This window comes from Streptomyces hoynatensis (assembly GCF_003626535.1).
In the GTDB taxonomy this organism is placed as follows: domain Bacteria; phylum Actinomycetota; class Actinomycetes; order Streptomycetales; family Streptomycetaceae; genus Streptomyces; species Streptomyces hoynatensis.
The window spans coordinates 215517-228619 of sequence record NZ_RBAL01000006.1 but is presented as its reverse complement, the minus strand read 5'-3'; the positions used below and the strand labels follow the sequence as shown (position 1 = coordinate 228619).

The 13103-nt window shown below is 74.3% G+C and carries 10 protein-coding genes and 1 tRNA gene; 2 read left to right on the top strand and 9 right to left on the bottom strand.

Translation table 11 applies throughout. The features are described 5' to 3' along the window. Positions 1 to 232 precede the first annotated feature (232 nt). Positions 233 to 925, bottom strand: a complete 693-nt coding sequence (locus tag D7294_RS13175; RefSeq protein ID WP_120679055.1) for an ANTAR domain-containing response regulator — start codon at positions 923 to 925, stop codon at positions 233 to 235. 108 nt (positions 926 to 1033) lie between these two features. On the opposite strand from D7294_RS13175, the gene D7294_RS13170 reads away from it, so the two are divergent. Further along, a tRNA-Leu gene (locus D7294_RS13170) sits at positions 1034 to 1107 on the top strand. Positions 1108 to 1337: 230 nt separating this feature from the next. On the opposite strand, the gene D7294_RS13165 is transcribed toward D7294_RS13170, so the two are convergent. The 6 genes from D7294_RS13165 to D7294_RS13140 form a co-directional block, all read right to left on the bottom strand. Then, entirely contained in the window at positions 1338 to 2273 is a 936-nt protein-coding gene (locus tag D7294_RS13165; RefSeq protein ID WP_120679053.1) for a DUF6807 domain-containing protein, read from the bottom strand. Continuing rightward, entirely contained in the window at positions 2270 to 3436 is a 1167-nt protein-coding gene (locus tag D7294_RS13160) for a Gfo/Idh/MocA family protein (RefSeq protein ID WP_120679051.1), read from the bottom strand. Before D7294_RS13160 ends, D7294_RS13165 begins: the two co-directional genes overlap by 4 nt. Before the next feature lie 181 nt (positions 3437 to 3617). Then, the gene (gene pyk / locus D7294_RS13155; RefSeq protein ID WP_120679049.1) at positions 3618 to 5051 is read right to left on the bottom strand and encodes a pyruvate kinase; all 1434 of its coding nucleotides are present in this window, start codon (positions 5049 to 5051) and stop codon (positions 3618 to 3620) included. 162 nt (positions 5052 to 5213) lie between these two features. Continuing rightward, the gene (locus D7294_RS13150; protein ID WP_120679047.1) at positions 5214 to 6626 is read right to left on the bottom strand and encodes a lysine N(6)-hydroxylase/L-ornithine N(5)-oxygenase family protein; all 1413 of its coding nucleotides are present in this window, start codon (positions 6624 to 6626) and stop codon (positions 5214 to 5216) included. After that, complete coding sequence (locus D7294_RS13145) at positions 6613 to 8277, bottom strand: pyridoxal phosphate-dependent decarboxylase family protein (protein WP_174248342.1); 1665 nt, start codon at positions 8275 to 8277, stop codon at positions 6613 to 6615. Before D7294_RS13145 ends, D7294_RS13150 begins: the two co-directional genes overlap by 14 nt. Positions 8278 to 8477: 200 nt before the next feature. Next, positions 8478 to 8894 (bottom strand): winged helix-turn-helix transcriptional regulator, encoded by a 417-nt coding sequence (locus D7294_RS13140; RefSeq protein WP_120679045.1) that lies wholly within the window; start codon positions 8892 to 8894, stop codon positions 8478 to 8480. A 132-nt stretch (positions 8895 to 9026) separates the two neighbouring features. On the opposite strand from D7294_RS13140, the gene D7294_RS13135 reads away from it, so the two are divergent. Further along, positions 9027 to 9743: an NAD(P)-dependent oxidoreductase gene (locus D7294_RS13135; RefSeq protein ID WP_120679043.1), complete on the top strand. Its 717-nt coding sequence runs from the start codon at positions 9027 to 9029 to the stop codon at positions 9741 to 9743. A 28-nt stretch (positions 9744 to 9771) separates the two neighbouring features. Here D7294_RS13135 and D7294_RS13130 read toward each other — a convergent pair whose 3' ends face one another. Together D7294_RS13130 and pepN are read right to left on the bottom strand one after the other, a co-directional pair. After that, positions 9772 to 10401: a TetR/AcrR family transcriptional regulator gene (locus D7294_RS13130; RefSeq protein WP_120679349.1), complete on the bottom strand. Its 630-nt coding sequence runs from the start codon at positions 10399 to 10401 to the stop codon at positions 9772 to 9774. Between the two features lie 78 nt (positions 10402 to 10479). Continuing rightward, entirely contained in the window at positions 10480 to 13080 is a 2601-nt protein-coding gene (gene pepN, locus D7294_RS13125; protein ID WP_120679041.1) for an aminopeptidase N, read from the bottom strand. Positions 13081 to 13103 lie beyond the last annotated feature (23 nt).

Below are 13103 nucleotides of genomic sequence, written 5' to 3'. Positions count from 1 at the left end.
TCTATTGCCCGACAAGCTGACGGAACACCATGCCGCAACAGATGTGATCGCCTCGTGACCTAGGACACGCGCCGGAAACTGAACACGACTGACCGGTCAACGGACGATCCATCCAAGAAGCCGCATCCCGGGACGGTCAATTCACACATGCGAAGAGCGCGTTCGGGCCTGGCCGAACGCGCTCTGCGACGAAATGGGACATGGGGCAAAAGAAGCGGAAATTGACGAACCGCTACTTCTGTTGCTTCTGCCGCTTCTCCTCGGCGTCCTGGATGACCGCCTCGGCCACCTGATGCATCGACAGCCTGCGGTCCATGGAGGTCTTCTGGATCCAGCGGAACGCCGCCGGCTCCGTCAGCCCGTACTGGGTCTGCAGGATGCTCTTGGCCCGGTCCACCAGCTTGCGGGTCTCCAGCCGCTGCGCGAGGTCGGCGACCTCCTCGGTGAGCGCCTTCAGCTGCTGGAACCGTGAGACGGCGATCTCGATGGCCGGGACGACGTCGCTCTTGGTGAAGGGCTTCACCAGGTAGGCCATCGCGCCGGCGTCCCTGGCCCGTTCCACCAGGTCACGCTGCGAGAAGGCGGTCAGCATCAGCACCGGCGCGAGGCTCTCGCCCGCGATCTTCTCGGCGGCCGAGATGCCGTCCATGACCGGCATCTTCACGTCGAGGATGACCAGGTCGGGGACCAGCTCCCGGGCGAGCTCGACGGCCCGCGCGCCGTCCCCGGCCTCGCCGACGACCCGGTACCCCTCCTCCTCGAGCATCTCTTTCAGATCGAGCCGGATCAGGGCCTCGTCCTCGGCGATGACGACGCGGGCGGTCTTCGGGGGGACATGCGCGCCGTCCCCCGCTGCGGAGTCTTCGGCCGGGCCGGGCGCGCCGGCCGCCGTGGTGGGCTCGTCGGGGACGTCGGGGGTGCTCACGCTGCTCCTTGGGGCTCCGGTTTCCTGCCAGATGGGGCATCAACGAGGGTACCTATCTGAGGTATGTTTGAGGCATCGAGGGGCTAGACTGCCCTTCGGATCGCAGGGGCTCCGGTAGTCCAATCGGCAGAGACGATACCCTCAAAAGGTATTCAGTGTGGGTTCGAATCCCACCCGGGGCACTTCACCTTCCTTTCGAAGGTTCACTTCCCGACTCCGGCGAAAGAGTCGCAAAGGGCCCCCGGCCGCCTCCCCGGCGTACGGACCCCGCGCCCGCCCGGGCGCGGGGAACCGCCCGGGCGGGCCGGGGAAGGGCCGCACGCCGATGAGCCCCCGGCGCACACGGGCGCCGCGCGGACGGCGCGTACGCGGTCGCATACGCCGGGGGCACGGCTGCTCCCGGGGGCGCGGCCTACCAGGCGTGGCTCTTCAGGTAGCTCTCCACCCGGGCCCCGTCCCAGGCGCCGTCGGCCACGACGACCCGGTAGCGGTACGCGAAGGACTCCCCGGGCGCCAGCTCGAACTCCTCGAAGAACGCCCAGGAGAAGGCCACCGTCGGGATCGGCGAGGAGCGGACGAACCAGTGCGAGGGGTGGATGGCGGCCTCGCCCGCGTTCTCCGGCGCGTGGACGAAGAGCAGCGTGGAGTGCGCGTCCACGTCGTCGTGCTCGGCGACGAAGCCGAGCCAGGGCGCCTCGGCGGCCGGGGTGCCCATGGCCTCCTGGTCGGCGATCGGCCCGCTCGGCAGCAGCACCTGGCCGCCCGTGAAGTCCCGGGGGCCGCGCCACTGCAGCCCGGTGTAGCCGGCCATCTCCCGGCCGGCCGTGGTCGGGCTGCCGAAGTGCAGCGGCTCGCCGCGGACGTTGGTCAGCCGGATCGACCAGTCGAGCGCCCAGGCCCCCTCGGCCGGCTCCGCGGAGTGGACGGCGAGGGTGCGCAGTTCGCGGGCCCACTCCTGGCCGCCGTGGTTGATCCAGGTGAGCTCCTCGGCGAACTCGGCGCGCTCGCCCGCCGCCTCGACCCGCGTGAAGCCGTCGTGCCGCATCCAGCCGACCCGCTCCGGAATCCGCTGGTAGCCCTGCCCGTGGAGGTAGGAGTTGCCGCCCCAGAAGTTCTGCTCGGACAGGTGGCTCGCCGTCATCTGCAGGCCCTTGTGCCAGCGATGGTCGTTGGGCCGGTAGCCGGAGACCAGATGGCCGGAGAGGGTGCGCAGCGGATGGGCGTACGGCTTGCGGGACTCGAACGGCTCCGGATCGGGCCGGTACACGTAGGAGAGGATCTCCACGTCCCCGGCGCTCACCACGATCCGCTCGCCGTGGGCGTGGACGACGCTGAGCTGTGCGGTCACGGCTGCCCTGCCTTTCCAGCGGCTCCCTGAGGGGCCCAGTCGGGATGGTTTCCGTGCATGGCGGCGTAGTAGGGGTCGCCCTCGGCGATCTCGCCGGGGCGGACGGTACCGCCGGTGAACGCCGCCTTGTACAGCGCGGCGTTGAACTCGATGGTGCGCCGGGCGTCGGCCCCGCTGCCCGCGGGCCTGGTCCCGGCGCGCAGCGCGGCCAGCACGCCCCTCAGCTGCGCCGTGTGCGAGCTGGGCACGTCGGCCGCCGGGGTGCGCCACCGCTTCACGCGCTCCGCGTCCTCAAGGCCGGGGCGCGGGGTGTAGACCCAGTCCTCGTTGGTGTGCCCGTAGAGGTGGGTGAGCTCGACGGTGGCCTCGGTGCAGTCGATGCGGATGCGGCTGACCTCCTGCGGGGAGAGCACGCTGTTGACCACCGTGGCCACGGCCCCGTTGGCGAAGCGGACCAGCGCGGTGGACACGTCCTCGCTCTCCACCTCGTGCACCAGCCGGGCCGCCATCGCCCGGATCTCGGTCCAGTCGCCGAGCAGGTGCAGCAGCAGGTCCGTCTGGTGGATGCCGTGGCCCATGGTCGGGCCGCCGCCCTCGGTGGCCCAGCGGCCGCGCCAGGGGACGGCGTAGTAGGCGGCGTCCCGGTACCAGGTGGTCTGGCAGTGGGCCACCGAAGGGGCGCCGAGTTCCCCGGACTCCAGCAGGGCGCGGGCGTGCACCGCGCCCGAGCCGTAGCGGTGCTGGGCGACCGTCGCCGCGTACGGGCCGCCCTCGCGCTCGGCCGCGGCGATCTCGTCGAACTCGGCCAGGGACAGGCACAGCGGCTTCTCGCACCACACCCAGGCGCCGGCCCGCAGCGCGGCGACGGCCTGCTCGCGGTGCAGGGAGGGCGGGGTGCCGATGAGCACCAGGTCGGGGCGCTCGGCGTCCAGCATGGTGGAGAGGTTGGTGTAGCCGGCGACCTCGCCGACGCCGTCGAAGGTTCCGGCGCGCTCGCGGAAGTCGGCGAGGCCTTGCTGGTCGATGTCGACCGCGGCCACCAGTTCCACCTCCGCGCTCAGCGCGGAGAGGGCGGGCAGGTGGGCCCCGACGACTATGCCGCCGGTGCCGACGACGGCGGCGCGCAGACGGGTGCGGGCGGCCGGCTTCGCGGGTTCAGCCATGTGGTGCGACTCCTGGCTTCGGGCAGCGCGGGTAGAAAGCGCTTTCAAACCCAGGTAGCCAACCACGCCGGCAACGGGCGTGACAAGAGGCGCCGCCCTGCCGTGAGAGGCGGCGGCGCCTCTGTGCTGCCCCTTCGCGGGGCCGCCTGCTCGCGGGACGCACAGGGCGCCGCGCGGGGGCTCAGCGCGGGGCGTCGTCCTCGCCGACGTGGTGCACCCGCACCAGGTTGGTCGTGCCGGGGGTGGCGGGCGGCGAGCCCGCGGTCATCACGACGACGTCGCCCTTGCGGCAGCGGCCGAGGCGCAGCAGCTGCTCGTCCATCTGCGCCACCATCTCGTCGGTGGTCTGCACCGTGGGAACCAGGTGGCTCTCCACACCCCAGGTGAGCGTCAGCTGGGCGTGGGTGGCCGGGTCGGGCGTGAAGGCGACGACCGGGATCGGCGAACGGTAGCGGGACAGGCGCCGGGCGGTGTCGCCGCTCTGCGTGAAGGCGACGAGCAGCTTGGCCTCCAGGAAGTCGCCCACCTCGGCGGCGGCCCTGGCGACGGCCCCGCCCTGGGTGCGCGGCTTGCCGCTCTCGGTCAGCGGCACCAGGCCGTGCGAGAGCAGTTCCTCCTCGGCGGCGACGACGATGCGGCTCATCGTGCGCACCGTCTCCACCGGGTAACGGCCCACGCTGGTCTCGGCGGAGAGCATCACCGCGTCCGTGCCGTCCACGACCGCGTTGGCCACGTCGGAGGCCTCGGCACGGGTGGGCCGGGAGGACTCGATCATCGACTCCAGCATCTGGGTGGCGACGATGACCGGCTTGGCGTTCCGCTTGGCGAGCTTGACCGCGCGCTTCTGGACCAGCGGCACCGCCTCGAGCGGCATCTCGACGCCCAGGTCGCCGCGGGCGACCATGATCCCGTCGAAGGCGTCGACGATGTCCCGCAGGTTCCGCTCCGCCTGCGGCTTCTCGATCTTGGCGATGACCGGGAGGAAGCGCCCCTCCTCGGCCATCACCCGGTGCACGTCCTTGATGTCGTCCCCGCTGCGGACGAAGGAGAGCGCGATGACGTCCACGCCGGTGCGCAGGGCCCAGCGCAGGTCCTCCACGTCCTTGCCGGAGAGGGCGGGGACGGAGACGGCGGCCCCGGGCAGGTTGAGGCCCTTGTGGTCGGAGACCAGGCCGCCCTCGCGCACCACCGTGTGGACATTCGCCCCCTCGACCGCGGCCACCTCGAGCGCCACGCGGCCGTCGTCGACGAGAATGCGCTCGCCCACGCCGACGTCGCCGGCCAGCCCGGCGTAGGTGGTGCCGCAGCGGCTGTGGTCGCCGGGGACGTCGTCGGTCGTGATGGTGAATTCGTCGCCCGCCTCCAGGAGGACCGGGCCTTCCCGAAAGCTGCCGAGACGGATCTTCGGCCCCTGCAAGTCGGCCAGAATTCCGATGCTGCGCCCCTTTTCCGCGGCGGCCCGGCGGACCCGCTGGTACCGGAGCTCGTGCTCGCGGTGGGCGCCATGGCTGAGGTTGAGCCGCGCCACGTCCATGCCCGCCTCCACGAGCGCGGCGATGCGCTCATATGAGTCGGTGGCTGGCCCAAGTGTGCAGACAATTTTCGCTCGGCGCATAGGCCAACTGTAGGAGTTACCCGCGAGTAGAGAGCTATCGGAAAGTAACCACGCGGCGGCATCGATTTAAAGAGACGCCAACAAAGAGACACAGGCCCGACTCGCAGAATGAGCGAACCGCCGCTCTTTTGAGCCGAATACCCGAGTGACTTAAGCTCCGGCTTATCGCGGGGAAATGTTCCCCGTCCCCTGCGTCGCAAACACGTGCGTGCGCGGGGCGCCCACGCGGGGGCGCGCGGGGCGCAGCCCGAAGGTCGTGAAGGCGGTGCGCTCGGGCAGCGGGTAGAGCTCCTCGCCGGAGAGCGAGTTGAGGATGGTCGCGCTGCGATGGGCGAACAGCCCCAGGTCGGGCGCGCCCACGCCGTGGCTGTGCCGTTCCGCGTTCTGCACGAACACGGCGCCGGTGATGTCCGGGTCCAGCCGGAGGCGGCAGTGCTCGTCCACGCACGGCCGGCCCGCCTCGTCCCGCAGCACGGCCTGGTCGAAGGCGGTGAGCAGCGGGTCGAGCGGCCGTTCCCGGTAGCCGGTGGCCAGCACCAGCGCGTTGGTGATCAGCCGCGAACGCTCGCCCTGCTCCAGGTGGTCGAGGTGCAGCTCGACCTGGTCGCTGCCGAGGCGGCCCGCGGTGCGCACCGTGACGCCCGGGGTGAGCACCGCGTCCGGCCAGCCGCCGCCGACGCTGCGCCGGTAGAGCTCGTCGTGGATGGCGGCCAGCGTGCCGTGGTCGATGCCCTTGTGCAACTGCCACTGCTGCGCGAGGCGTTGCTCGCGGATCGGCTCGGGCAGCGCCCGGAAGTAGGCGGCGTAGTCCGGCGTGAAGTGTTCGAGGCCGAGCTTGCTGTACTCCATCGGCGCAAAGGCGGGCGTGCGGCTCACCCAGGCGAGCCGCTCCCGGCCCTCGGGGCGCCTGCGCAGCAGGTCGAGGAAGACCTCGGCGCCCGACTGGCCCGAGCCGATGACCGTGACGTGCCCGGCGGCCAGCAGCCGCTCGCGGTGGTCCAGGTAGTCGGCGGAGTGCACGACGGGAATGGTGCGCGCCTCGGCGAGCAGCCGCAGCGGCTCGGGGACGTGCGGGGCGGTGCCGATGCCGAGCACGATGTTCCGGGCGCTGGCCCGCCCCACCGCCTCGGCCTCGCCGGCCGGGCCGAGGCGGGTGAAGTCGATGTCGAACAGGGCGTGTTCGTGATTCCAGCGGATGGCGTCCACCTGGTGGCTGAAGTGCATGCCGGGCAGCTGGCCGCTGACCCAGCGGCAGTAGGCGTCGTACTCGGCGCGCAGGCCGTGGAAACGCTCGGAGAAGTAGAAGGGGAAGAGCCGCCGCTGGTGTCTGAGGTAGTTGAGGAAGCTCCAGCGGCTGGTGGGGTCGACCAGCGTCACCAGGTCGGCCAGGAAGGGGACTTGGAGCGTGGTGCCCTCGACGAGCAGCCCGGGGTGCCAGCGGAACTCCGGGCGCTGCTCGAACCAGGCGCACTCCAGCCCGGGGAGCGGGTAGGCCAGGGCGGCGAGGGAGAGATTGGCGGGGCCGATGCCGACGCCGGCGAGGTCGAGCGGGCGGTTCGGGTCAGCGGTGGTCATCGGCGGACGTCCTTCGGTCGCGTGCGTGGTGCCTGTCGTGCGGGGTGGGCCGGTGGGAGAAGGGGGAGAGCGAGGGCGGGGGCGGCGGGGAGGCCGGCGCCTCCTGGCGTGCGCCGGGCTCGCGCGGCGGGTGGTGTGTGCCGCGGGCGGGCGCGGGGCGCGGAACGTGGGGGGCGCGTCGGGGGTCCTGGGGGCGCGGGGTGTCCGGCGGGCGCCGCTCGCCCCGGGCGTGCTGGTCGAGGACGAGTTTGAGCAGCGCGGTGAGGTCCCCGGGTTCGGTGTCCGGGTTGAGCAGGGTGGCCTTGAGCCACAGGAGGCGCCGCCCGTGCCGGTCCTCGGCCAGGGCCCGGCCGAGGACGGCGCGGCCGTCGGCGAGCAGCCGCCTGCGGATGGCGGCCACCTCCGCGTCGCTCGCCCCCCTGGGCCGGAACAGGACGGTGCTGATGGTGGGTTCGCCGTACAGGGTCAGCTCCGGCTCGGCCGCCACCAGGGCGGCCAGTTCCGCGGCGATGGCGCAGGTGCGGTCCACCAGGGCGGCGAGTCCGGCGCGGCCGAGGGCGCGCAGGGTGACGGCGATCTTCAGCACGTCGGGGCGGCGGCTGGTGCGCAGCGAGCGGTCGAGCAGGTCGGGCAGTCCGGCCTCGGTGTCGTCGGCGGCGTTGAGGTACTCGGTGCGCTGCCCGAGGGGGGCGAGCGCGGCGGCGTCCGGAACGGTGAGCAGCCCGGCGGCGACCGGCTGCCAGCCGAGCTTGTGCAGGTCGAAGGCGACCGAGTCGGCGCGGTGCAGGCCGTTGAGCTTGTGCCGGTGGAGGTCGCTGAGCAGCAGGGGGCCGCCGTAGGCGGCGTCGGCGTGCAGCAGCGCCCGGGCCGGGCCGCGGTGGGCGGCGACGACGTCGGCGAGCTCGGGGAGCGGGTCCACCGCCCCGCTGTCCGTGGTGCCCGCGGTGGCGACCACCAGGGCCGGGGACTGCGCCGCGGCGGCGAGGGCGAGCGCGGCGCGCACCGCCGCCGGGTCGAGCACGCCGCGCGGGGTGGGCAGGACGGCGGGCTCGGGCAGGCCGAGGAGCCAGGCGGCGCGGTGGATGCTGTGGTGGGCGTTGGCCCCGCAGATCACCCGCAGGGAGCGGCCGTGGTGTTCGCGGGCGAGGAGGACGCCCAGCAGGTTGGACTCGGTGCCGCCGGTGGTGACCAGGGCGTCGGGGGCGGGGGCGACGGGGTGCACGAGGCGGGCGAGGCGGGCGGTCACCACGCGTTCGAGCTCGGAGGCGGCCGGGGCCTGGTCCCAGGAGTCCAGGGAGGGGTTGAGGGCGCAGGCGGCCAGGTCGGCGGCGACCGCGACGCCGAGCGGCGGGCAGTGCAGATGGGCGGCGCAGTGCGGGTGTGCCGGGTCGGCGGCGCCCTCGGCCAGGGCGTGGACCAGGGTGTGCAGCGCCTCCCCCGCGCCCGTGCCGTGCTCGGGCAGCACCTCGCCGTACCGCTCGGCCAGCCGGCGGCGCACGGCCCCTGGGCCGCCCGCGGGCAGGGGCCCGCAGCGCGCGGTGGCGCCCTCTTCCAGGGCGGTGAGCACGGTCTCGACGAGGGGGCGCAGGGCTCGCGGCCCTGAGCTGCCGCCCGCCAGCGGGGCGGGTTCCGGCAGGGCTGGGGCGGGCATCGTGGGTCTCTCTCGGTGTGGCGGCGCGGTGCGGGGACCGCCTCAAGGTATCGCCGCACGAGGTGCCCGAGTCCTGCCGATTCGCGCCGTTCCCCCGAAGGAGGGACAGGTGGGCGGATCGTGCCGCCAGGCGGCCTCCTCGCCGGGCCGGGGACGGGGCCGGAGACGGGGCCCGGGACCGGGCCGGGGACCGGGCCGGGTCAGCCGCCCGGCCGCGGCGCGCCGGCCGCCCGGGGGCGTTCGCGCGCGGCGTAGGACTCGCGCGCCTCGACCAGCTCCTCCCAGTGCTCCGCCGTCCAGGCGCTGAGCACGGCCAGCGGCTCCAGCAGGCTGCGGCCCAGCGGGGTGAGGGCGTACTCCACGCGGGCGGGCGGCCCGGCGTGGGCGGTCCTGGAGATCAGGCCGTCGCGCTCCAGGCGGCGCAGCGAGTGGGTCAGCACCCGGGCGGTGGCGCGGCGCAGCGGGACGCGCAGCTCCGAGAAGCGGCGCGGGCCGTCCTCCAGGCAACGCAGCACCGGCCAGGCCCACTTGTCGGCGAACCTGACCGGCACCAGCGTGGAGGGGCACAGCTCGTCGAACATCTCCGGGCCGAGTCGCCCGCCTGCCTGAGCACCCATGCGGCCACGGTAGCCGCCGTCCAGGTATCCGGGTGGATACCGGGGCGGGAGCTACCTTCCGGTGCATTCGGCAAGCAGCATGCGGCAAGCGGCATGCGGCCTACGGCATGCGGCACTCGGAAGGGCAGGCACATGGGCGAGACCGGTGGACGGACGGACGGGCGGACCTCGGCAGGGGTGGAGGGGCCAGGGGAGCGGGCCGGGCGGCCCGGCGGGATCGTGGTGTTCGGCGCGGGCGGGCGCGCCGGGCGGGCGGCCGTGGCGGAGGCGCGGCGGCGCGGGCACCGGGTGACGGCGGTGGTGCGCGATCCGGCCGCGCACGCGGACCTGGCCGGGGAGGGGGTGCGGCTGGTGGCGGGCGACGTCACGGACGCGGCGGCGGTGGCCGCTGCGGCGGCCGGGCACCGGACGGTGATCTCGGCGGCGGCGGCCTACGGCGCGGGCACCGACCCCGCGGCGTTCTTCGCCGACTCCACGCGGGCCCTGCTCGCCACGGCCCGGGAGCCGGGGGTGCGGCTGATCGTGGTGGGCCTGGCGACGCTGCTGCGGGACGCCGCGGGCCGGCCGCTGCTGGAATCGGCCCCGGTGCCGCCCGAGTTCCTGCCGTTCTGCCGGGCGCACGGCGCGGCTTTGGCGCTGCTGCGGCAGGAGGGGGCGCGGGTGGACTGGCTCTACCTCAGCCCGGCGGGGGACTTCGACCGCGAGGCGCCGGGGGGCGGCGGATACCGGGTGGCGGAACGGGGCGACCTGTCGGCCCGGATAGCGCAACGCGACTTCGCCGCGGCGGTGCTCGACGAGGCGGAGCGGCCGGCCCACCACCGCGTCCACCTGGCGGTCACCGGCGCCTGAGGCGGCGGCAGGCCCGCGCGTGCGGCGGTCAGGGCACGGGCAGCCCGGCCGCCAGCCGGTCGACGGCCTCCCGCAGCAGCGGCCCGACGGGCACCGGCGGGTCGGCGCGCAGCCAGTGCTCGATGGCCGTGCCCAGGGCGGCGCCGACGGCGGCGGCCACCAGCCGGGGGTAGAGGTCCCGCGCGGCGTCGGTGCCGGTGCGTTCGGCGACGACGGCGGCGAGTTCGCTCTGGGCGCGGGCGTTGACCTTGAAGATCTCGCCCTGGAGCGCCGGCTCGGTGAGCAGCAGGCGGACGCCCTCGATCCACTGCCGGTCGGGCACCCGCGCGCCCGCCTGCTGCCCGTCGAGGGCGAACTGCTCCTCGACCGCCCGGCCGATGGCCTCCCACAGCGGCTCCTCCCCGGGGCGTGCGCGCAGCGCGGCGGCGACCCGCTGGGCCCGGTCGAGGTGCCTGGCGGCGATGGCCTCGGCCTTGCCGGAGAAGTAGTTGCGGAAGGTGCGCAGGGAGACGCCCGCCTCGGCCGCGATGTCCTCGACCCTGACGTTGTCCACGCCACGCTCGATGCCGAGCTTGATCGCCGCCCAGCTGAGCGCGAGGCGGGTCTCCTGCTTCTTGCGCTCGCGCAGTCCGACGCGCGCGCCGCCCTGGGGGTGCATGCCGGTCACCGTAGCGACACCTTGCCTAACGTGCAAAGTTACCTTTCCGGCAGACTTTCCAGGGGGCGCGCGCGGCGATCAGGACCAGCGCGCGAGGACGCGCAGGGCGCGCCGCAGGTCGTCGAGCTGGTCGGTCAGGCCCCGGCGCAGCGCCGGGGTGAGGTCCTCGCCCGCCAGGCACTCCTCGCCCAGGCGCAGCGTCTCCGGCTCGGTGAGGCCGCGCGGGAAGGCGTACCTGGTGGCGGCCTGGGCCAGGGCGTGGCCGCGGCGGGCGGCCAGCCCGGTGGCGTCCCGGTAGTAGCGCGGCACGTAGGGGGCGAGCAGCTCGCGCTGCTCCGGCTGCCAGAAGCCCTCGGCGGTGGCGGTGAACAGGTAGTTCGACAGCCGGTCCGCCGGGTCGAACATCGCCTCCCAGGCCGCCTCCTTGGCCCGCGGCTCCGGCAGCGCGGCGCGGCAGCGGGCCGCGCCCTCCTCCCCCGCGGCGCTGGGGTCGCGCTCGGCCTCCGCCTTGATCTCCGCCTCGTCGGTGGCGCCGAGCACGGCGAGCCGGTGCAGCAGCCGCCAGCGCAGCTCCGGGTCGAGTGCGGGCCCCCCGGGCACCGTGCCGGCCCGCAGCCAGGAACGCAGGGTGCCCGGCTCGGTGGCCGCGTCGATCAGGCCGCGGACGGCGATCAGCCGGCGGCCCGGGGCGGCGTCGTCCGCGGTCCGCGCCAGCAGCTCCCCGGCCAGCTCCGTCAGCGTCTCCAGGGCCTCCCGGCGCGCCGGGGCGCCGAGGTAGCGGTCGGCGATCTGGGCGCGGGCGAAGCCGAGCACGCCTTCGAGCAGCGCCGGGGCGGGCTCTCCCGGCAGGTGGCGGCGGGCCGCGGCCAGGTAGGAGCGCGGGTCGAGTTCGGCGTCGCGGACCATGTCGCGGGCCGCGTTCCACACCACGGTCCTGGTCAGCGGGTCAGGCAGCGCGGAGAGCACCTCCTGCGCCGTCTCCCAGGAGCGCGCGTCCAGCCTGACCTTGGCGTAGGTGAGGTCGCCGTCGTTGACCACCAGGAGGTCGGGGCGGCTGCCGGGGAAGGTGAAGGCGGCCGAGCCCTCCTCGGCGCCGAGTTCCACGTCCCGCGCCTCGCGCCGCACCGGCCGCCGGGCCGCGCCGCCGGTGGCCGCGGCGGCTGCCGCCTCCCCCGCGTCCGCTTCCCCCGTGTCCGCCGCCCCCGCCTGCTCGGCCCTGAGGTCGTAGGCCCCCAGGCGCAGCCGGTGCGGGCGCCCGCCCTCGTGCCTCAGCTCCAGCCGCCAGCCCCCGCCCGGCTCCTCGGTCACGGTGGGCGTGAGGGTGTCGGGGCCGCTGGTGCGCAGCCAGGCGTCCGCCCAGGCGGGGACGGGGCGGCCCGAGGCGTGGGCCATGGAGTCGATGAAGTCGGCCAGGGTGGCGTTGCCGAAGCGGTGGCGGGCGAAGTGCTCGTTGATGCCGGCCAGGAAGGTCTCCTCCCCGAGCCAGGTCACCAGCTGCCGCAGGGCCGAGGCGCCCTTGGCGTAGGAGATGCCGTCGAAGTTGAGCCAGGCCGAGGCCGTGTCGGGCACGCCGTCCGGGTCCGGGGCGACCGGGTGGGTGGAGGGCCGCTGGTCCGCGTCGTAGCCCCAGGGCTTGCGGGAGCCGGCGAACTCGGTCCACGGCTCGTACTCCGTGGCCTCGGCGAGCACCTGGTACCCCATGTACTCGGCGAAGGACTCGTTCAGCCAGATGTCGTCCCACCAGCGCAGCGTCACCAGGTCGCCGAACCACATGTGGGCCATCTCGTGGGCGATGACCACGCCGCGGACCTCGCGCTCGGTCTGGGTGACGGCCGAGCGGAACACGTACTCGTCCCGCAGGGTGACCAGGCCGGGGTTCTCCATCGCGCCCGCGTTGAACTCGGGCACGAAGGCCTGGTCGTAGGAGTCGAACGGGTAGGGCTCGGCGAAGATCTCGTGGTAGCGGTCGAAGCAGCGGGTGGTGATGCCGAGGATCTCCCCGGCGTCCCGGTCCAGGTGCCCGGCGAGGGAGCGCCGCACGTGGATGCCGAAGGGCAGCCCGGCGTGTTCGGTCCGCACCGAGTGGTAGGGCCCGGCGGCCACGGCCATCAGGTAGGTGCTGATCGGCGGCGTCGAGGCGAAGTGCCAGCGGCCGGGCTCGCCCTGCGCCGTCTGCTGCCGGGTGGCGACGCCGTTGCCGAGGACGGTCCAGTCGCGGGGCGCGGTGACGGCGAGGTCGAACACGGCCTTGAGGTCGGGCTGGTCGAAGGAGGCGAAGACGAGGGGGCCCTCGGTCATGCAGCACATGCTGTAGAGGTAGGTGAGCCCGTCCTCGGGGTCGGTGAAGCGGTGCATGCCCTCGCCGGTGCGCGAGTACGGCATCTCGGCGGCCACCCGCAGTTCGTGCTCCCCGGCCGTGAGCCCCCGGAGCGGCAGCCTGCCCCCGGCGAGCGAGGCCGGGTCGAGGTCCCGCCCGTCGAGGGTCGCCCGGCGCAGCGCGAGCGGCCGCACCTCGACGAAGGTGTCACCCGCCTCGCGCGCCGTGAACCTGATGGTGGTGACGGAGCCGAACGACTCGGCGTTCTCCAGCGCCCGGCCGAAGTCCAGGTCGATCTCGTAACGGTGGACGTCGAGAAGCCGGGCCCGGGCCTCGGCTTCGCTGCGGGTGAGTGTGGCCATGCGGGAAATGCTGCCTCACCCGG